At 42.5% G+C, this 19,408-nt stretch carries 19 protein-coding genes; 7 read left to right on the top strand and 12 right to left on the bottom strand.

Going from position 1 to position 19,408, the window contains the following annotated elements; all coding sequences use genetic code 11:
* Positions 1-71 precede the first annotated feature (71 nt).
* From DBR43_RS13325 to rsmI, 4 genes are read right to left on the bottom strand one after another with little or no spacing between them, the layout of a single operon-like run.
* On the bottom strand, positions 72-884 hold the full coding sequence (locus tag DBR43_RS13325; RefSeq protein WP_124581558.1) for a helix-turn-helix domain-containing protein: 813 nt from the start codon (positions 882-884) through the stop codon (positions 72-74).
* A 33-nt stretch (positions 885-917) separates the two neighbouring features.
* Positions 918-2,540: an apolipoprotein N-acyltransferase gene (gene lnt, locus DBR43_RS13320; protein WP_124581556.1), complete on the bottom strand. Its 1,623-nt coding sequence runs from the start codon at positions 2,538-2,540 to the stop codon at positions 918-920.
* 28 nt (positions 2,541-2,568) lie between these two features.
* Positions 2,569-3,219 (bottom strand): PH domain-containing protein, encoded by a 651-nt coding sequence (locus tag DBR43_RS13315; protein ID WP_124581553.1) that lies wholly within the window; start codon positions 3,217-3,219, stop codon positions 2,569-2,571.
* Positions 3,220-3,256: 37 nt separating this feature from the next.
* On the bottom strand, positions 3,257-3,964 hold the full coding sequence (rsmI, locus tag DBR43_RS13310; RefSeq protein WP_199757041.1) for a 16S rRNA (cytidine(1402)-2'-O)-methyltransferase: 708 nt from the start codon (positions 3,962-3,964) through the stop codon (positions 3,257-3,259).
* A gap of 80 nt (positions 3,965-4,044) precedes the next feature.
* On the opposite strand from rsmI, the gene serS reads away from it, so the two are divergent.
* A complete protein-coding gene (gene serS / locus DBR43_RS13305; protein WP_124581549.1) occupies positions 4,045-5,316 on the top strand; it encodes a serine--tRNA ligase in 1,272 nt (423 codons plus the stop codon).
* Positions 5,317-5,395: 79 nt separating this feature from the next.
* Here serS and DBR43_RS13300 read toward each other — a convergent pair whose 3' ends face one another.
* The 5 genes from DBR43_RS13300 to ileS form a co-directional block, all read right to left on the bottom strand.
* Complete coding sequence (locus tag DBR43_RS13300) at positions 5,396-5,710, bottom strand: hypothetical protein (RefSeq protein WP_074612973.1); 315 nt, start codon at positions 5,708-5,710, stop codon at positions 5,396-5,398.
* 199 nt (positions 5,711-5,909) lie between these two features.
* Positions 5,910-6,614 carry an SIMPL domain-containing protein gene (locus DBR43_RS13295; RefSeq protein ID WP_124581547.1) on the bottom strand — a complete coding sequence of 235 codons (705 nt, stop codon included), beginning with the start codon at positions 6,612-6,614 and terminating at the stop codon, positions 5,910-5,912.
* A gap of 206 nt (positions 6,615-6,820) precedes the next feature.
* Positions 6,821-7,423, bottom strand: a complete 603-nt coding sequence (locus DBR43_RS13290) for a lipoprotein signal peptidase (RefSeq protein ID WP_124581545.1) — start codon at positions 7,421-7,423, stop codon at positions 6,821-6,823.
* Positions 7,423-7,806 carry a TraR/DksA family transcriptional regulator gene (locus DBR43_RS13285; protein ID WP_074612970.1) on the bottom strand — a complete coding sequence of 128 codons (384 nt, stop codon included), beginning with the start codon at positions 7,804-7,806 and terminating at the stop codon, positions 7,423-7,425. Before DBR43_RS13285 ends, DBR43_RS13290 begins: the two co-directional genes overlap by 1 nt.
* A 5-nt stretch (positions 7,807-7,811) precedes the next feature.
* The gene (ileS, locus tag DBR43_RS13280) at positions 7,812-11,207 is read right to left on the bottom strand and encodes an isoleucine--tRNA ligase (RefSeq protein WP_124581543.1); all 3,396 of its coding nucleotides are present in this window, start codon (positions 11,205-11,207) and stop codon (positions 7,812-7,814) included.
* Positions 11,208-11,446: 239 nt separating this feature from the next.
* Here ileS and DBR43_RS13275 point away from each other — a divergent pair, with 239 nt between their 5' ends.
* On the top strand, positions 11,447-11,692 hold the full coding sequence (locus DBR43_RS13275) for an isoleucyl-tRNA synthetase (protein WP_124581541.1): 246 nt from the start codon (positions 11,447-11,449) through the stop codon (positions 11,690-11,692).
* Between the two features lie 62 nt (positions 11,693-11,754).
* Here DBR43_RS13275 and DBR43_RS13270 read toward each other — a convergent pair whose 3' ends face one another.
* Entirely contained in the window at positions 11,755-14,139 is a 2,385-nt protein-coding gene (locus DBR43_RS13270; protein WP_124581539.1) for a phosphocholine-specific phospholipase C, read from the bottom strand.
* Between the two features lie 226 nt (positions 14,140-14,365).
* On the opposite strand from DBR43_RS13270, the gene DBR43_RS13265 reads away from it, so the two are divergent.
* Positions 14,366-15,811, top strand: coding sequence for a PQQ-dependent sugar dehydrogenase (locus DBR43_RS13265; RefSeq protein WP_124581537.1), 1,446 nt, complete (start codon positions 14,366-14,368; stop codon positions 15,809-15,811).
* Here DBR43_RS13265 and eboC read toward each other — a convergent pair.
* Positions 15,804-16,697, bottom strand: a complete 894-nt coding sequence (eboC, locus tag DBR43_RS13260; RefSeq protein ID WP_233602965.1) for a UbiA-like protein EboC — start codon at positions 16,695-16,697, stop codon at positions 15,804-15,806. The genes DBR43_RS13265 and eboC overlap by 8 nt on opposite strands.
* Before the next feature lie 544 nt (positions 16,698-17,241).
* Between eboC and DBR43_RS13255 the strand changes: the two genes are divergently transcribed.
* The 4 genes from DBR43_RS13255 to DBR43_RS33195 are packed head-to-tail and all read left to right on the top strand — an operon-like array spanning position 17,242 to position 18,964.
* The gene (locus DBR43_RS13255) at positions 17,242-17,475 is read left to right on the top strand and encodes a thioredoxin family protein (RefSeq protein ID WP_124581536.1); all 234 of its coding nucleotides are present in this window, start codon (positions 17,242-17,244) and stop codon (positions 17,473-17,475) included.
* Positions 17,476-17,534: 59 nt separating this feature from the next.
* Positions 17,535-18,266 (top strand): YggS family pyridoxal phosphate-dependent enzyme, encoded by a 732-nt coding sequence (locus DBR43_RS13250; RefSeq protein WP_124581534.1) that lies wholly within the window; start codon positions 17,535-17,537, stop codon positions 18,264-18,266.
* Between the two features lie 2 nt (positions 18,267-18,268).
* Positions 18,269-18,718: a type 1 glutamine amidotransferase gene (locus DBR43_RS33200; protein WP_199757040.1), complete on the top strand. Its 450-nt coding sequence runs from the start codon at positions 18,269-18,271 to the stop codon at positions 18,716-18,718.
* A 12-nt stretch (positions 18,719-18,730) separates the two neighbouring features.
* Complete coding sequence (locus DBR43_RS33195) at positions 18,731-18,964, top strand: hypothetical protein (protein ID WP_199757039.1); 234 nt, start codon at positions 18,731-18,733, stop codon at positions 18,962-18,964.
* Between the two features lie 9 nt (positions 18,965-18,973).
* Here the strand turns inward: DBR43_RS33195 and DBR43_RS13240 are convergent, their stop codons facing one another.
* Positions 18,974-19,408: a c-type cytochrome gene (locus DBR43_RS13240; RefSeq protein WP_124581532.1), complete on the bottom strand. Its 435-nt coding sequence runs from the start codon at positions 19,406-19,408 to the stop codon at positions 18,974-18,976.

Below are 19,408 nucleotides of genomic sequence, written 5' to 3'. Positions count from 1 at the left end.
CTGTTTTTTATTGTTTATAACACAAATTTAGGTGCAGATCATTGCGGTAAATTGGAAAAACACGACATTCTTTATACGGTGATCCATTTTGTTCCTTCCGCTTTTCCTGAAAAATAAGTTCCGGGATGATGCCCGGAGAATTCTTTAAAATCGTGGATAAAGTGCGACTGATCATAATAACCACAATCGTACGCAATGTCTGTTAGGGAAAGAGATTCCTTCTCCGGATATTTCCGCAAGGCCGTTTGAAACCGGATGATCCTGGTAAATAACTTAGGGCTAAACCCGGCGTATTCTTTGAAATTCCGCTGAAACTGACGCATGGATAAAAAGCTGTCATCTGCCAGGCGCTGCACATTGCTGCATCCATCGGTATCGATGATTTGCCGGATGGTTTCCGAAATTCCATTTTGCTTTGTTTTACGCAAGGCGAGTCTTGATTCCAGAAACTGACTGATGATGGCAACCCTGGCCTGATTGTCGGGAGCGAGCATCATTTTTTCTTCCAGTTCTTTTCCTGCTGTACCGAGAATTGTTGCCATGTCTATCATTTCATTGGTTAGTGCAAGACAGGGGATGTCAAACAATTCGGACATGGCGAAAGGATAGAGGTATACTCCAAAGATGCCAAAGCTTTGATCAATTGAAAATCGCCTGAATTGCTGTGAGGGTCCCGATATTCCTGAAGAGAAGGAAGTTGTTTGCTGTTCATTGCCTGTCAGTTCATCGAAGATACCCTGATAATGAAAAACCATTTCCACGCATCCATCGGCCATTGTCCGGTGAATATAGGGTGTCCCGGAAACGCTGTCCATTTCCAATACCCAAAAACAACGGACCAGTCCGGCGAGTTTCTGGGAAGGTGGGATGCTGAAGTATTTCATAACAGATAAGCCTCAGCATAAAGTTAGGAATTTTTAGGGCGTCTTTTTAACCCATTTTTTATAGGGAATGATCAAAGCGAGTAATAGGGCCGTAAGCGAAAATAACTTCGCAATAAGATCTCCGTTTTCTACGTAAAAAGTAAGGTCACTGTTCAGGTTGATGTCTGCTTTTAAAGCAGTAGGTACCCACCATTTGCTTTGTTTCACCACATCTCCTTTTTGGTCGATAAAACCCGAGATTCCGGTATTGGCCGAACGGACTACCCATCTTCTGGTTTCTATGGCCCGTAATTTGGCGTATAAGAGGTGTTGGTCTTTTCCTGATGTGTTTCCCCACCAGCCATCATTCGTGATGATAGCGATGAACTGAGCGCCTTCTTTTACCGATTTACCGATCCAGTCGCCCCATAAGGATTCATAACAGATTACCGGAGCAACGCCAATGCCGCTTTGCGCATACATGACCGCCGGGTTTTCCTGCCATCCCCATCCGCTAACGGTGCCGCCCAATTGCGCAAACACAGGCTTTAAAAAAGCCAGGGCATTCGGGAAAGGCATTTTTTCTACACCGGGAACCAGTTTTGACTTATGGTAAAACTGTACGTTTGCAGAATTTTCCACCTGCATGGCGGTGTTGAAATTGTCATAGTAGACTCCGCTGTTCTCATCAAATTTCGCACTGATGGTCTGCGGGTCGTTATAGCGTTTGATGCTCTCAATTCCGGTAATCAGTGTTCCATTTTTATATTTGGAAAGGAAATCCTGAAGCTGTATAAAGTCGGGGTTACTCCTCACGCGTTCTTCATCACTGTAATTCGGAATCGCCGTTTCCGGCCAGATGAAATATTCGGTGTTGGGCTGCGCGATGGAATCTGAAAGTCTGGTTAAGGTGCGGATTTGTTCCTGTGAAGAAATCCCGCCCAGTTTCTGATAAGGATCGATATTGGGTTGTACGGTGACCACATTTACCGGAACTACCTGCTCTTTATAGCCGGCATATCTGACCAAAGAGGCTGTAACTGGTATTAAAATCACCAGCCCCAATACAATCAGCGGCCTGAATTTCAGGTATCCTTTTTGAGTTTTGAAAGCCTGATAAGCTTCAAAGGCCAGTATATTACTGATTAAAATCCATAAAGAGCCACCGTAAATCCCGGTATATTCATACCATTGGATCAGCTGATGGCTCGCTGCGAAACCATTTCCTAAGGTCATCCATGGAAAGGCAAGGTCCCAGGTCTGGTGCAGGTATTCCATGCTGATCCAGAAACTGATGAGCCCGGCATAAGCCAGCCATTTGGAAGTATACCTGCTCAAACGATAATATAGCCAAAATGCGAAGGTCATGAGCAATGCACCCAGTCCATAAGGAATCAAAGAGATCAGAAAGGCGACGAAAGCATTGTTATAAGCACTGATGGCATTATAAACCCAATAAATACAGGCGGTATTCCAAAGTAAGAATGTTAATCCTGCAGTCAGAAAAACACGTTTTCCTTTTTTCTCTTTTTCGCTGCCGCTGATTTGTTTGATGGCGATGAGTAAAGGAACCATACCAATCAGCAAAAGAGGGGCAGTATAAGGAATAGGCGGCCATGCCAGCCACATTAAGAAAGCGCTTGACAGGGCCAGGAGCGTCGTGTTTTTTAAATTCATCGGGGGATATTATCGTGCTGCTTTTGAATTAGAAATTGTCAAGTACGTCTGCTTTTTTCGCCTCGTATTCTTCAAGGGTAATCAGCTGCTTATCGTACAATGTTTTCAGTTTTCTCAATTTAATGGTGGTTTCATCTTCAGGTTCTTCTACCGGAGCATGAACTACAACAGGTGCAGGAGGAGTGAAGGCTACCGGTTCTTCTGCGATCTTAGTCTCAGGTACAGCATTCACGGTTACCGGAGAAGTCGAAGAACGCCTTTCTTCCAGTTCGATCTGATGTTGTTGTTCTTTAAATTCTGCCAGTTGTTCATGTGCTGCCTGATACAGTTTACGGGCCTGCACTTTAGGAATGTATTCGGTGATGATGTTTTCTCCATGTGTAGGTACACAGATGAATTTAGAGCCAAAAATCTCTTCTTTAAAAGAGATCTCTTTGATCGTTTTCCAGGAGATGTCTTTAAAGTTCATCGTGATTCCGAAATTTCCCGGCTCACAATAGAAAATGCGTTTGTTACTTACGGCGATGCAGGTTGGAAGCAAATTTACTGCAGGTCTTTTTTGTACTGCCATATAAATCAGTTCTTCATTTGCGCTGAGCATGTCATTTAGTTTGCTCAATACTTTTTCAACAGCCTTAGGATCTTGTTCGTCGCTTAAAAATCTATCTATTAATATCATGTTAATGCTTTTTTTATAATACTATCAAAAATTGAACCTATTTATCTTTTTCGTATCTGGACTTCTTTACTTCCGTTTTCCCCGCAATACAAATCACGAATTCTCCTTTTAAGATGTTATTTTCAAAATGTGTTTTGATCTCCATCAATGTTCCCCTCACTGTTTCTTCATACATTTTTGTCAGCTCCCTGCTCACGGAAGCCTGGCGGTCTTCTCCGCAATATTCCGCAAACTCTTCCAGGGTTTTCAATAAGCGGTGCGGACTTTCATACAAGATGATGGTACGGTCTTCCTCTGCCAGTTTTTTGAAACGTGTTTGTCTGCCTTTTTTTACGGGCAGAAAGCCTTCAAATATAAAGGAATCCGATGGAAGTCCGGAGTTCACCAGTGCGGGAACAAAAGCGGTTGCCCCCGGTAAACATTCTACAGCCAGGTCCTGTTTGATCGCTTCCCTCACGAGGAAAAATCCAGGATCAGAAATGGCGGGAGTGCCTGCATCGGAGATCAGGGCTACATTTTTTCCTTCTTTCAGAAACTTAATGATTTCTGAAGTTGCCTGATGCTCATTGTGCTGGTGATGTGAATAGGCCTTTTTATCAATGCCGAAATGTTTCAGCATCGGGGCACTGGTACGGGTATCTTCAGCCAGAATCACATCGGCCTCTTTTAAGATTCTTATCGCCCTGAAGGTCATATCCTCAAGGTTGCCTATTGGCGTGGGAACAAGAAATAGTTTGCCTTCCATAGTTATTTTTTTCGCGATGCGATGCCAAAGGGGCTCGCAATGACGAGTTAAGTTATTATCTTTGTTTAAAAAATAAAATAATGTTGCAAGTTAACTATATCCGCGAAAATAGAGAGAAAGTTTTAGAACGACTGTCTGTCCGTAATTTCAAACAGCCTGAATTGGTGGATGAAATTATTAAAATTGATGAAGAGCGTAGACAAGCTCAAACCTCCTTGGACTCCCTTTCCGCTATCGCAAATTCCAGTGCTAAACAAATTGGTGAGCTGATGCGTAATGGTAAAAAAGAGGAAGCGGATGTATTGAAATCGGAAACTACAGCAAACAAAGAGCAGATCAAAAACCTTTCTGATGTACTGACTGAAGCGGAAGCTAAATTACACAGCCTGATTGTGCAATTGCCTAACCTGCCTCATGAATCCGTACCTACCGGCGCTACGCCAGAAGAAAACGAAGTGGTATTGGTAGATGGTGAGCCTGCAGTATTAGGCGAAAATGCCCTGCCGCACTGGGAATTGACTGCTAAGTATGACATCATAGATTTTGAACTGGGTACAAAAATTGCCGGCGCAGGTTTTCCTGTTTACAAAGGAAAAGGTGCACGTTTACAAAGGGCATTGATCAATTTCTTCCTGGACCGTGCAGTAGATGCAGGATACAAAGAAATGCAGGTTCCTTTGCTGGTAAATGAAGCTTCAGGATTTGGAACCGGTCAGTTACCGGATAAAGAAGGTCAGATGTACCATGCAGGTGTAGATAACCTTTACCTGATCCCTACAGCCGAAGTTCCGGTAACGAACTTATACCGCGATGTGATCCTGAAAGAAGAAGAACTTCCGGTAAAGAATACGGCATATACACCATGTTTCCGTCGCGAGGCAGGTTCTTATGGTGCGCATGTACGGGGCTTGAACCGCTTACACCAGTTTGATAAGGTGGAATTGGTACAGGTAGTTCATCCGGAAACATCTTACGAGGTACTGGAGCAAATGAGCAGCTATGTGCAATCCTTATTAAGGGACCTTGGCCTTCATTACAGAGTCTTGAACCTATGTGGTGGTGATATGGGATTTGTTGCCGCTAAAACTTACGATATGGAAGTATGGAGTGCTGCACAGCAACGCTGGTTAGAGGTGTCTTCAGTTTCCAACTTCGAGACTTACCAGAGCAACCGTTTGAAATTAAGGTTCAAAGGGGCAACCGGAAAAACGCAGCTGGCACATACCTTGAACGGAAGTGCTTTGGCTTTACCACGTATTGTGGCTTCTATCCTGGAAAATAACCAGACCGATAAAGGAATTAAAATTCCGGAAGTACTGGTAAAATATACCGGATTTGAATATATAGACTAAGGTCTTAACAGATATTCATCCATAAAAAAACCTTCTCCATTACGGGGAAGGTTTTTTTATTCATCGGTAGATGAGAATATTATAAGATTAAGATCAGCAATAGGATGATGATGATGATGGCTCCAACAGAAAGATAAACTCCTCCTCCTAATGCTTTAGATTGTTTTTTTAACTCTCTAAGTTCTTTACGAAGTTCTTTTTTCTCTGCTCTGGATAAATCTGATTTATCCATCGACCTGATTTCCTCTACCCGTTCTGTGATTCTTTTTAATTGCGCCTGTTGTTCAACAGTCATCTCTGTTTTATTCTTTTCAGATTTGTCTGCAGCAAGAACGGTGTTCGCGCTAACGCCCAACATAAAAATTAAGGCCAGTGAGTAAATGAATTTTTTCATGTGATTAGGTTTTGTGATTTCCTGATAAATAACAAAAAACCTACCAAAAATTATTGGTAGGTTTTTTCCAGGCAATCTTAAAGCGGAAATAATCGCTTTTTCGCTATGTTTAAGCAGTATAGCTCAAGAATATATATTTGCTGTTGATTCGCTTTTAAGGGCTGTTCAACCTTTAAACTGTCTACTCTTACAGCCAGTATTACTTGATCTCAAATACAGTATTCATGGTGTAATTCAATTTGATTTTCTTGAAATCAATCTCCGGAGCTGCTCCACCCATGGCATCTGCACTTTCTGCTTTCATCATCATTACGTTTGCACGGTACATTGGCTGAGGGTAAGATTCGTTGTTCAATTCCTGAATGTCGATGATGCTTCCCAATTGATTACCCAGGGCTTCCACTAAATAAGCTGCTTTCGCTTTCGCTGCCTGAAGTGCTTTGATTTTAAGCTCTTTTTTTAAGGCTTCGATCTTAGAATAGTCATAGCTATCGATATTGGTATATGCTATACCTTTAGGATCTACTGAACCGATCAGCTCATTCCATTTGTTCAGGTCAGTTACTTTTAAGCGGTATTGTTTGCTCACCAAGAAGTCTGGGTTTTTCTTTTTCTCTGCAACGCTGTAACCTGACAAATTGTTGATCGTTAAGTTTTCTTTTGCAATACCTGCATCCTGAACCGCTTTAAACAGCTGAGTTTCCAGGGTAGTGATCTCTACTTTTTTCTTGCTGTTGTTGTCTTTTAAATATTCTTTTAAAGAGATGCTGATATAAATGATATCCGGAGTAACTTCAGTTTCTGCAGATCCGCTAACACTTATCTTTTTTCTCAGATCTACTTGTTGGGCCATGGCACTTAAACTAAATAAGGCAACAAAGGCAAGGGCAAATAACTTTTTCATAATGTTGATTTTTCTTTTGTGTATTTGATAACAAGATGTAAATATCAGATCAATTCCATATTACGGCATTAATAATTTACAGATTATTTCTTAACTGCTTCATTATTAGGGTGATTTTTTGCGAAAAATATTTATGGAATTTTGACTGTAAATAAAAAAGTCCGCAAAGCAAAGGCTTTACGGACTGTTATTTTTTTCAGTGATCTTTAGTCTTCGACGATCTCGTTATTTGGACCGATCTCTTCTTTTACCTCTTCCTTAAAGTAAGTTTTCTGGTAGATCAGGATGATGACCACCCCGACAGAGATCGCTGCATCAGCGATGTTAAAAACAGGTCTGAAGAAGATAAAATCTTCGCCTCCCCAAATGGGTACCCATGCCGGGAAATTACCCTGCAGGATCGGAAAATAAAACATGTCTACTACCCGCCCATGAAACCAGCTCTCGTATCCGTAGATCTTTCCATAAAGGACAGAGTCAATGATATTGCCCACTGCACCGGAAAAGATCAATGCCACATTCAGGATCAACCCCCTGTGGTATTTTCTCTGAATCAGATAATGTAATGCATATCCAATTCCTGCTACTGCCGCTATTCTGAATAAAGAAAGAGACAGTTTACCGAACTCCCCGCCAAACTCAAGGCCGAAAGCCATTCCATTGTTTTCCGTGAAGTGAATAATAAACCAATCGCCTATGATCTTAAACTCCTGACCAAGGAACATATTGGTTTTAATCCAGGTTTTTAATACCTGGTCTGCAAGTAAAACAAAAAAGATAATCAGTAAAGGTTTTGTATATCCCTTCATTAGCTTTGCTTCATTTTAGCCTCCATACTTAACGTTGCATGCGGAACTGCACGAAGACGTTCTTTTTGGATCAGTTTACCTGTTTCACGGCAAATACCGTAAGTTTTATTTTCGATACGTACCAACGCAGCTTCCAGATTCTCAATGAACTTTTTCTGACGGGCAGCCAGTTGGTTCAATTGTTCTTTTTCTAAAGTAGCAGAACCATCTTCCAAAGTCTTATATGTTCCTGAGGTATCTTCAGTTCCGTTAGAGTTGGGGCTACTTAATGAGCTGGTGAGAGAAAGAAATTCTTCTCTGGCCATACGTAATTTTTCCTGAATTAATTCTTTAAACTCTTGAAGTTCACTATCAGAATACCTTGTTTTTGCAGCTTTTTCCATAATAATTATTGTTTTGCTATCGAAATATGTAGTTCAACATCGTCGATTACGATTTTGTTTCCATTCTCTAAATTATCTATTAAATTAATTTTATCCGCTAAGATTTCCGAACAAATGTATGTTTTATTTTGTGCTACCGCATTTGCGATCAAATTATCGTTTTGTAAAGAGACGGTAATCCTATCGGTAACCTCAAAATTCAATTCCTTTCTCAGATTTTGGATCCTATTGATCAGCTCACGCGATAAACCTTCCTGTTTCAGTTCATCTGTAATCGTAACATCCAGTGCTACAGTCAGGTTCCCTAAATTGGTGACCTGCCATCCCGGAATGTCTTCCGCAATGATCTCCACATCAGCCAGCTCAACAACGTATGCCGTTCCGGGAATCTGGTATGCTCCTGCAGCTTCAAATCCCGCCAGTTCTTCCTGGCTCAGGTTGTTGATCACCTCGGCTACCAATTTCATATCCTTACCTACTTTCGGGCCTAAAGCCTTAAAGTTTGGTTTGATCTTTTTCTTAATGAATCCCGCAGCATCAGTGATGTACTCGATGTCCTTGATATTCGTTTCCGAAAGAATCAGCTCTTTTACCAGTTCTACCTGCGTTGCAAACTTCTGATCCAGTACCGGAACTAAGATCTTTGCCAATGGCTGACGAACATTGATGCTGCTTTTCTTACGTAAAGAAAGCACCATTGAGGAAATGTTTTGTGCCAGTTCCATACGCTCATTCAGTTCCGTGTCGATGAGTGAAGTATCTGCTTCTTTCCATAGCGTTAAATGTACAGATTCAACGGTATTATTATGGTCTGCGACAGATAAATTCTGGAACAACCAATCCGCAAAGAATGGCGCTACCGGCGACATGATCTGTGCGATACTTGTCAGACAGGTATACAACGTTTCATAAGCCGCTTTTTTATCCGCAGTCATCTCTCCCTTCCAGAAACGGCGGCGGGACAAACGGATGTACCAGTTGCTCAAATGCTCGTCTACGAAAGCCTGAATTGCCCTTGAAGCCTTAGTAGGTTCATAAGCCTTATAATTCTCATCTACTTCTGCGATCAGCGTCTGTAATAAAGACAAGATCCACCTGTCCAGTTCACTGCGCTCAGCTACCGGTGTTTCATTGTGTTCATCGATCACAAACTTGTCGATATTCGCGTATAATGCAAAGAAGGAATATGTATTGTAAAGCGTTCCAAAGAACTTACGGCGTACCTCATCGATACCATCCAGGTTAAATTTAAGGTTATCCCATGGAGAAGCATTACTGATCATATACCAACGGGTGGCATCTGCACTGTAAGTATCTATCGTAGAAAAAGGATCAACTCCATTGCCTAAACGTTTAGACATTTTGTTGCCGTTCTTATCCAGTACCAATCCATTGGAAACTACGTTTTTAAACGCCACTCCAGGATTACCTACTCTTTCGTTGATGGCTTTGATCTCCTCACTGGATTCACTTAACATCACCGCAATGGCATGTAAAGTAAAGAACCAGCCACGGGTCTGATCTACACCCTCTGCAATGAAATCTGCAGGGTAAGCATTTTCAAACTCTTCTTTGTTCTCAAAAGGGAAATGCCATTGTGCATAAGGCATGGCTCCACTGTCAAACCAAACGTCGATCAGGTCTAACTCACGGACCATTCTTTCGCCTGTAGAAGAGGTTAAGATCACATCATCCACATAAGGACGGTGCATGTCTTTCAACTCAAAACCAGCTTCCATGAAACCTGCAGTGACAGATTTTTGAATCTCTGCATTCAGTTCTTCAATAGATCCGATACACTTCTCTTCCTGACCATCAGCCGTACGCCAGATCGGAAGGGGAGTACCCCAATAGCGGGAACGTGATAAGTTCCAGTCCACCAGGTTCTCCAGCCAGTTGCCAAAGCGTCCTGTTCCGGTTGCTTCAGGTTTCCAGTTGATGGTTTTGTTTAAAGCCACCATTTTCTCTTTTACCGCAGTGGTTCTGATAAACCAGCTGTCTAAAGGATAATAAAGGATCGGCTTATCAGTTCTCCAGCAATGTGGATAACTGTGTTCATATTTTTTAACGTCGAATGCTTTGTTGTCTTCTTTTAATTTGATGGCGATGAGCACATCTGTAGGTTTAAAATCAGCAGCAGCACGCTCTTCGTCCGAATAGTATTCTTCTTTTACATAGCGACCGGCAAAGTCAGTCACTTCGTTAACAAATTTCCCTTGTTTGTTTACCAAAGGAGCTTCATTGCCGTTTTCGTCTTTGATCAATACCGAAGGAACGCCGTTCTCTTTGGCTACACGAAAATCGTCCGCACCAAAGATCGAAGCAGTATGTACGATACCAGTACCATCTTCTGTGGTCACAAAATCACCAGGAATAACGCGGAATGCATTTTTCTCCAGGTCTTCATTCGTCACATAAGCCATCAGCTGGTGATAGTGAAGGCCTACCAGGTCTTTACCTTTAAACTCCGCAGCTACGGTCCATGGGATTAATTTATCACCGCCTTTATAGTCTTCAAAAGAAAGGTCTTTCGCATCTGCTTTGAAATGTTTTGGGACCAGGTCTTTCGCCAATATTACACTGACAGGCAGGAAGGTATAAGGGTTGAACGTTTTGATTTTCACATAAGTGATCTTATCTCCAACGGCTAAAGCACAGTTGGAAGGTAAGGTCCATGGTGTGGTTGTCCAGGCGATGATCGCTGTTTCTTCTGTTTCATTTTCAAAGAGCTGGCCCATCAATGGATGTTCCTGGTCTTTTTTAAGGAAAAACTGAGCAGTGATGGAAGTATCTTTCAGCATCTTATACGTGCCCGGCTGGTTCAGCTCATGAGAGCTCAATCCTGTTCCTGCGGCAGGAGAATAAGGCTGTACGGTATAACCTTTGTACAAAAGTCCTTTGTTGTAAAACGACTTTAAGATCGACCATAATGACTCGATGTACTCATTTTCATAAGTGACATACGGGTTTTCAAGATCTACCCAATAGCCCATTTTTTCTGTAAGGTCATCCCATACGTCAGTGTATTTCATCACTTCCTCACGACAGGCCGTATTGTATTCTTCAACGGAAATCTTCTTTCCGATATCTTCTTTTGTAATGCCTAACTTTTTCTCTACTGCCAGCTCAATAGGTAACCCATGGGTATCCCATCCGCCTTTGCGTTTTACCTGAAAACCCTTTAAGGTTTTATACCGGCAAAAAATATCTTTAATGGCCCGTGCCATTACGTGGTGAATCCCAGGCATTCCGTTTGCGGAAGGCGGGCCTTCATAAAAAGTAAATGGGTTCGATTTTGAACGTGTAGAAATGCTCTTCTCAAAGATGTTTTCCGCTTTCCAAAAATCAAGTATCTCTTTTCCTATTTTAGCTAGTTCCAGTTGTTTAAATTCCCTATACATCAATCAAGTATCTCCAAAAAATTAAGGATGCAAAGTTACGTTTTTTGAATTAAAAATTGTAGTCTTATCATCATCATCTTAATGATGACCTTTGCAATCCAGATTTTATTATAAATCAGGATCGTAAAATAGGAAAAAAAATAGATTTATTCCGCGACTGTGTAATTCCGGAGGCCTTTCTTTTTAACAATTGGAGTGGTTTTTGTTAACGATTGTTAACCATTTAATGACCTCCTGTTATGATAAAAGTATTGAAACTTCAAAAAGCTGTGATGGCCATTGTGTTGGGGCTCATTGCCCTCATTGCCTATAAGGTGATGGATGTAAACCACCTGGAATCGGGCATTTATATGCTGGAATTTGCAGGGTTCTTATTTGTAATGGGCGCATTACTGTTTTTATATCCGGTATTCTTTGCTAAAAAAGATAAAGAAGGAAATGTGGAACTCGATCCGGAACAACAGGAAGAAGGAACCATAGAATAGCAGCGCGAGTTAGCATAACACCGCAATGTTTCCTTCCCCGCGCTGAACATATTTTTTTGTGCTTATAAGACGCCGCCCATATAAGGGTCTGTGATCCCTTCTTCGCCGGTTTCTACATGGCCTGCATATTGTTTACTAAATGCTTCATGACCCTTGATATGAAGGCTAAAGTCATACCAGGAAGCGCTTTTCTGCAAATCAACAATGATCTTCGCCTTTCCTTTAGCAGATAAGGTGATTTCTTTTGTTTTATTCTTTTCGTAAGTATTGTCCTTAACAGTAACCTTTAGCTCTTTTGTTCCTTCATTTTCAAGGACCAGCTGCACGTTTCCGGTTAATTTTTTTGTCAGCATTCCTGAAGCTTCGTATTCACAACGGATTTTCAATGCAGGATCATTTTTGTTTCCTTTAAACTGGCGGAAAAATCCGTTCGGGCCACTGATACACAAATGATAATGCTCTTTTTCAAAATCTGTCAGTTTCAATGTATCGCCAATCTTATCGCCGGAACTGAGGGCATAAGACCATGTTTTTCCTGGTTTTCCCTGATACAGGGCAGGACTGTACATCAGGAATGGTGTCCCTACAGGAACGAGCTTTTGTCCGAAATTTCCTTTTCCCGATTCCAGGTCAACCTGAATGGTCTGTGTGGCCGGATTCAGTGCCGCTTCTGCAAAGGGCTGATAAGGAAGTGCACAAGCAGGGCGTGTTCCTTTTTCCTGCTGCGGCATGGCCGAAGGAGAGTTTGGATCAAAAGGCGGATGGGCATTGATCTGTTTAATCTGTTCTGCTGTTAAAGGATCAGGTTTTACCTGGGCAGGTTTGTTTTTTGCATTCTGGATTCCGGTAATCACAGCCTCTCTTTTCAGGGGGCTAACCGGGTTTGACTGATCTGCTTTGGCAGGCCTGAACACGGAGGTCAGGTCTCCGCAGATGCTTCTTCTCCAGCTGCTGATGGTACTGCTTCTGATCTTCTTGCCTGTCTTTTTACCCAGAAAGTTTTCCAGGAACATCAGGCATGACGTATGGTCAAATACCTGGGAATTCACATATCCGCCTTTACTCCAGGGAGAGGCAACCAACATGGGTACGCGGTATCCCAGTCCAATCGGACTGCCTTTTTTTGATTCGTAATCAGCAGCGATATCAATCTTTTCCGAAACTTTTCCTGTGGAAGCATCTCCGGGCTTAGGAACAACATAAGGAGGAATGTGGTCAAAATAACCATCATTCTCATCATAGGTCAGGATGAAAATCGTTTTCTTCCATACTTCCGGATTCTTGGTCAGGATGTCTATGGCTTCAGAAACATACCAGGTACCGTATAACGGAGAGCTCGTATGGTCAGAAAATCTTTGTGGGGCAACCAGCCAGGACACGGTAGGCAGCTTCCCATTGTCTACATCAGAGCGGAACTGGTGGAAAATATCGTTTTTAGGGATGTTGATGGTTTGTTGTTTTCCCTGATCATCAGTAAATGAAAACGGAGCGAGCTCCAGGTAATTTTCAGGCGCATTGATATTGGTTGCAAAAGCTTTATCGATCAGGTTTTTCTCGCGGTCCGACAGCTGGTTGTATTTTGCGGTGACTTCGGCGGCGGTTAATGCCGGTTTGCTGGTCTGATCTCCGTTTTTTCTAAAGTAAGCAGAGAGTTTAACGTTGTAGCGTTTTACATATTCAATCGCATTGTCGCCATAATTTCCCAACCAGTCGTCTACACTGTCACCCTTTAAATCGGCAGTCCAGATCTCGTTCTGGTAGATTTTCCAGCTCACATCGTTATCTTCCAGCAATTCAGGGAAAGTTTCCCAATCCACATAGGCATTCTCACGGGACTCCGCCTGGGAGTTGTTAACGGCGGCAACAGAAGTGCCGTTTTGTTCCGGACGGATTGTTCCGCTCCAGAAAAACAGGCGGTTTGGGGTCGTTCCGGTTAAGGACGAGCAAAAGTTATGGTCACATATCGTGAAAGCATCGGCCATGGCATAGTAAAAAGGCACATCGGTACGGTCGTAGTAACCGAGGCACATATGTGATTTTACCGGTACCCATTTGTCGTAATTTCCATTGTTGCGTGCTGCAAGCTGATCCGCCCAGGAATGCGGAAGGCCACCTTGCCAGGTGATTTTAGTCTTATTGATGTCGACATGAAAAGGGGCGAATGTTTTTCCTTCTGCGTCTTTCTGAAGCCATACCTTGTTCTGGTCAGGAAGGGTAAAGGTTCGGGGGTCATTAAAGCCACGGACACCCTTTAGTTTTCCAAACATATGGTCAAAGGACCTGTTTTCCTGCATCAGAAAAACGACATGTTCGGCGTCATAAAATGTAGATCCCGGGTCGGCACTGATGGCCATCGCCTTTTGGATAGACATTGGAATAACATTAGGGAGTCCGGCGGCCCCGGATAGCAAGGCTGCCTTTTTTAAAAATGATCTTCTTGAATCCATTGTGTTTGTTTGTGTGTATGTTCAAATGTAACAAGATTGAAGATTAAAAATAATTTTTTGAGATGAAAATAAAGGCAATGACGCTTAAGATGTTACCGTAGGTGGATTGATGATCTTCGCTTAACATTTACGCTAAGATTGCTTAACCACAAGGACTGGCTCAGGACATGATTTATTCACATTTTTATGCTATTTTACAGCTTTAAACACCTAAACTAAATTTCTTATGATAAAGTATCTTGGCGGGGCGCTGGTCATTGGCGGAGTATTGACTTCAATTTTGAGTCCTGAAGACAAAGCGGCTGTACGGCCGTCTAAACCAATGGCTGTTAAAGGCAGCCATTCCCTGGAAGAAAAAGCAGCATTGAACTACCGGAATTATTGCGGTGGTTGTCATGGGGAAAAGATGGATGCTTTTGTGGACCGCCAATGGAAACATGGAAATACAAAAGAAGATCTTTTTAAAGCGATAAAGAACGGATATGCGAATGAGGGAATGCCTGCCTTTGATTCGACATTTACGGATAAAGAGATCAGAGAACTTTCAGATTACATCATTAAAGGAATAAAAAATGTAGACCGGTACGGTGCAACGAAAAAACCTGTCAGCAATATTTTTAAGACGGAAGAACTGACCATTCGCCTGGATACCGTAGCAAAAGGAATGGACATTCCATGGGGGATGGCCTTTCTGCCCGGCGAGGAATTGCTGGTCACGGATCGCAATGGCAAATTTTACAAAGTGAAAAAAGACCAGTCTTTGCAGGCCATTGGGGGAGTTCCGGAGGTCCTGGCAAAAGGACAGGGAGGCTTGATGGATGTGGTACTTGACCCTGCGTTTGCCAGCAATAAGTTCATTTACCTGTCTTACTCTAAATTTAAAACCGAAGATGGAAAGGTATTGGCCACGACTGCAATCCTGAAAGCAAAACTGGAAGGAAATGAATTAAAGGATCAGCAGGATATTTTTGTCGCAAAGCCCTGGTCCAGAACGCAGCATCATTATGGTTCCCGAATGCAATTTGGCAAAGATGGCTATTTGTATATTGCTGTCGGAGAAAGGGGAAATGAAAAACAAAATCCTCAGGAGATCAAAGGAAATGACCTTGGAAAGATCCACCGGATAAAAAGCGACGGAAGCATTCCTTCCGATAATCCTTTTGTAAAAACCGAAGGTGCCGAGCCTTCTATTTTTACTTATGGAAACCGTAATCCTCAGGGAATGACCATTCACCCTCAAACGGGGGCCATATGGGAGAATGAGCATGGTCCAAGAGGAGGGGATGAAATCAATATCATCCAGCCCGGTAAAAATTACGGTTGGCCAATCGCGACCTACGGAATCAATTATAACGGAAAGATCATCAGCAATATTTCCGAAAAAGAGGGGATTACCGCGCCTTTGCATTATTGGATTCCTTCAATAGGGCCAAGTGGAATGGCCTTTGTAACGGGAAGTCGTTATAAAGGATGGGAAGGAAACCTGCTTACCGGTTCTTTACGTTTTGAATACCTGAACAGAAGTGTATTGAAAAATAATAAAGTGGTTAAAGAAGAAATTCTTTTCAAGAACATCGGAAGGCTCAGAGATGTGAGGATGGCGCCAGATGGCTTCATGTATATTGCGGTAGAATCTCCGGGTATTGTGTATAAACTTGTGCCGGTTAATTAACGGTAAAAGTTTTGTTTAACCATAAGGACAGCGGGAGTAAGGCTACAATGATCACTGCGATGTACCAGATGCCAAAGGCGCTGGCCCAGGCGGCGTTCAATAGGATTAGCGCAATTACTCCTGCTTTTACCGATTTCCCGATGTTCCTTCCAATGGGATCGTCGAGCGTTTTAAACAGAGGGTTGAAAATCATCAGGTAGAAAGGAATCACAAATACAATGGTCAGCAGGAAGAATCCTTTGCTAAGCGCGATGAAGAGGATACAGGCAATGACAAAAGCATAAAGGAATGCGGCAAGATAAAGCGTCCGCTTACTTTTTTCATTTCCTTTTCTTCTGTTGATGATGGTAAGGGAGGCAATGTATACAATGGGAATGGTTGCGATCACCAGCCACCATATTTCGGGGTAGCGGGAAAATATGCTTACCCCTAAAAGCAGGTTCAATCCGCGACAGAGGCCCATGTTGATCGGGCCGGTTACGGTCATGTGCTTAGACCATTTATCGTAAGTGAGTGCTGCAATCATAATCAGACCGGCAAGGGCTAAAGCGGTCTGGTTGACCATTGCTGCGGCCATAATGCCGACGGTAAAACAGATTCCACCAAATACAGCCGCATCTTTTTTGCTGATGCTTCCGCTGGGAATAGGGCGGTCTGGCCGCTCTTTTACATCTCTTTCTGCATCGAATACATCGTTAAAAATAACCCCTCCACTGTACAAACCTATCGTAGAAATACAAAGCAACAAAATGGGGAATACATGTTGGATCTCAAATTCTGTTGTTAAAAAATAACCTGAAATGGCTACACCAGCAAGGACATCAGCAACGGAGGTCACCAGATTCGCCGGGCGCATGATCTTGATATAGGCCAGTTGGTTCGTCAAGGAATTTAAGTTTAAAGCAGATTATTTTAATAAAAAACGACTATCCCGCAGTATAACAATTAAAAATAGGTTTAGGTTGGTATTTAATTACAAATAAACATATAAAAACGCTATTTGTTACTTTAACCGGCCTTTTCTTGTGTATTTTTCATGTTAAGCTGGACCATCCGCCGGGAAGCGTTTTAACCGGATCCGGGGAAACTCTATAGTGAGTCCAGGCTGAGTCCAGCTTTTGACGGTAAAACGTGGACTCAACGTGGACTCACTGTGGACTTACTGTGGACTTGGTACGACGCAATCCCGAACAGAGATGCAAGCATCCGTCAATATATTTTGCATTGAATTTTTAAAAGAAAAAATGCGTTTTTATGGGATTAATATAAGTTTTGATCCCTGTTGTGATTGTTTTCTCCTGCATTCTTTCCAGGAATTGTATCTGGACCATCCGTTTTGTTAAAAACTGGATGATTTATGCGAGATCAGGATTTACAAACTTTGTCCTAATTATTAACATTAACAAATTTATCGTTTAAACTTTAATAAAATGGCAAAATCAATTTTTTATCACGCAGGATGCCCTGTATGTTTAAGTGCAGAGCAGGAAATTATAGCCCTCATTGGCGACGACAAAGTCGAAATAGTTCATCTTGGAGAAAGCGCAAACCGGATTGAAGAAGCTGAAAAAGCAGGCGTAAAATCGGTGCCGGCCTTACTTACCCCATCCGGAAATGTATTGCACCTTAATTTTGGTGCTTCGATGGCAGATGTAAAAGGATAATGGCTTCGGCAGCCTGGGCTTTCTTTATGAAATTATCAAATGAAAGGAGGATCAGATCTATGAATGAAATCATCAAAAATAACCTTAGCATTATCCATCAGCGGATCACACATGCCTGCAGGAAAGCTGGAAGAGACCCTGCAACCGTACAGTTGTTGCTGGCCACAAAAACCGTTTCAGCAGAAAAGATAAAAGAAGCTTTGCTGCTCGGTGAGACCCTTATCGCTGAAAATAAAGTTCAGGAACTGAAAGAAAAACACGCTGCTTTGCTTGATATTTCTCATCAGGCTCACTTTATCGGACATTTGCAAAGCAATAAGATCAAAGAAGTTTTGAAATACGTAAGCTGCATCCAATCTGTAGATAGAATGGAACTGGTACAACAACTGGATAAACGTCTGCAGGCTGAAGGCAGATATCTAGATGTCTTGATACAGGTCAATACTTCTTATGAAGACAGCAAATTCGGCCTGGCCCCGGAAAACGCCTCCGCTTTTGTCAGGGAAGCAGCAAAATATGGTACTTTAAAAATAAAGGGGCTCATGACCATCGGACTATTTGATGCAGATGCGGAAAAAGTGAGGCCTTCCTTTCAATTGTTGAAAAATCTGAGTGATCAGATCAGAGGGGAAGAAATACCGAGCGTAGAAATGAAAGAATTGTCTATGGGAATGAGTGGGGACCTGGAAACAGCAATTGAAGAAGGGGCAACCATCATACGTATCGGCACCGCAATATTTGGCCCCAGAATATATCCTGACAGTTACTATTGGAACGAAAAAGAAAGTTAACTATGAACGTACATTATTTTCAGCATGTGTCTTTTGAAGGCCTGGGATATATCGGAACCTGGTTACAGGCAAAGGGTTTTCAGCTGACCGCGACGCATTTTTATGAGGAAAATCCTGTTCTCCCAAAACTGGAGGAGATCGATATGTTGATCGTTATGGGCGGACCAATGGGGGTATACGATGACCACCGCTTTCCCTGGCTTCATGAAGAGAAAGTGTTTATAGAAGACGCAATAAACGCCGGGAAAAAGGTGATGGGCATTTGTCTCGGAGCGCAGCTAATCGCCCTTTGTCTGGGCGCCTTCGTAAATACCGCAAGGCATAAAGAGATCGGCTGGTATCCGGTTTGTCCTGCTCCTGCAGCAACGGGAGTTCCCTGGTTTGAATCTCTGTTCAGAGATCAGCCAACGGTATTTCATTGGCATGGTGATCAATTTGAAATCCCCTACTGAGCCTATGATTTATTGTCCTCCTCTGCCAATCGCAATCAGGGATTTTTATACCAGGAGCATGTGCTGGCTTTGCAGTTTCACCTGGAAGTCACTGCAGATTCCGTAAAAAGGATGGTAGAAGAAGGGCGGGAGGAACTGGTTCCCGGACAATTTATTCAGGAAGAAAGGGCCATGCTTAAAGAACAGTCTTATTTTCAGCAGGGCCATGATCTGATGGAAGCCATCCTGAACAAATTTATCCTCTAACCAGGTCCTTTATTTTTTCTTTGATCGCAGGGCTTTTACTTCCGGGGCAGTAACCGCAGCCGCCTTATTGCCAAAGCTGTTTCTGATATAGGTCAGCACATCTGCAATTTCCTGATCTTTGAGGATGTCCAGCTGTGGCATGGGGTTGGAATAAGTTTCCCCATCAATTTCCAGGCTTTCATTGGAGCCATTGAGAATGATCCTGATCAGCCTGCTTTTGTCCCCAAGCACATATATGGTTTTACTTAGAGGAGGGTTTAGATTGGGAACACCTCCGCCATCTAACTGGTGACAGGAAGCGCAAAATTTCGAATAGACTTTCTTCCCTTCCAGCAGTTGATCTCTTGCAGCTGCGGGAGAGGATATTGCTTTACCCGATTTTTGAGCTTGCACGAATAAAGCTAAGGGGAGTATGAACAGAATCGTAAGGAGGAACTTCTTCAT

Source organism: Pedobacter sp. KBW06, assembly GCF_003852525.1.
Classification (GTDB): domain Bacteria; phylum Bacteroidota; class Bacteroidia; order Sphingobacteriales; family Sphingobacteriaceae; genus Pedobacter.
Note: the sequence above shows the minus strand (reverse complement) of the source record. Positions and strands in the feature narration are given on the sequence as shown.

Coding starts and splice junctions, on each gene's coding strand:
- DBR43_RS13325 (WP_124581558.1), bottom strand. CDS start 884: ATGAAATACTTCAGCATCCCACCTTCCCAGAAACTCGCCGGACTGGTC.
- lnt (WP_124581556.1), bottom strand. CDS start 2,540: ATGAATTTAAAAAACACGACGCTCCTGGCCCTGTCAAGCGCTTTCTTA.
- DBR43_RS13315 (WP_124581553.1), bottom strand. CDS start 3,219: ATGATATTAATAGATAGATTTTTAAGCGACGAACAAGATCCTAAGGCT.
- rsmI (WP_199757041.1), bottom strand. CDS start 3,964: ATGGAAGGCAAACTATTTCTTGTTCCCACGCCAATAGGCAACCTTGAG.
- serS (WP_124581549.1), top strand. CDS start 4,045: ATGTTGCAAGTTAACTATATCCGCGAAAATAGAGAGAAAGTTTTAGAA.
- DBR43_RS13300 (WP_074612973.1), bottom strand. CDS start 5,710: ATGAAAAAATTCATTTACTCACTGGCCTTAATTTTTATGTTGGGCGTT.
- DBR43_RS13295 (WP_124581547.1), bottom strand. CDS start 6,614: ATGAAAAAGTTATTTGCCCTTGCCTTTGTTGCCTTATTTAGTTTAAGT.
- DBR43_RS13290 (WP_124581545.1), bottom strand. CDS start 7,423: ATGAAGGGATATACAAAACCTTTACTGATTATCTTTTTTGTTTTACTT.
- DBR43_RS13285 (WP_074612970.1), bottom strand. CDS start 7,806: ATGGAAAAAGCTGCAAAAACAAGGTATTCTGATAGTGAACTTCAAGAG.
- ileS (WP_124581543.1), bottom strand. CDS start 11,207: ATGTATAGGGAATTTAAACAACTGGAACTAGCTAAAATAGGAAAAGAG.
- DBR43_RS13275 (WP_124581541.1), top strand. CDS start 11,447: ATGATAAAAGTATTGAAACTTCAAAAAGCTGTGATGGCCATTGTGTTG.
- DBR43_RS13270 (WP_124581539.1), bottom strand. CDS start 14,139: ATGGATTCAAGAAGATCATTTTTAAAAAAGGCAGCCTTGCTATCCGGG.
- DBR43_RS13265 (WP_124581537.1), top strand. CDS start 14,366: ATGATAAAGTATCTTGGCGGGGCGCTGGTCATTGGCGGAGTATTGACT.
- DBR43_RS13255 (WP_124581536.1), top strand. CDS start 17,242: ATGGCAAAATCAATTTTTTATCACGCAGGATGCCCTGTATGTTTAAGT.
- DBR43_RS13250 (WP_124581534.1), top strand. CDS start 17,535: ATGAATGAAATCATCAAAAATAACCTTAGCATTATCCATCAGCGGATC.
- DBR43_RS33200 (WP_199757040.1), top strand. CDS start 18,269: ATGAACGTACATTATTTTCAGCATGTGTCTTTTGAAGGCCTGGGATAT.
- DBR43_RS13240 (WP_124581532.1), bottom strand. CDS start 19,408: ATGAAGAAGTTCCTCCTTACGATTCTGTTCATACTCCCCTTAGCTTTA.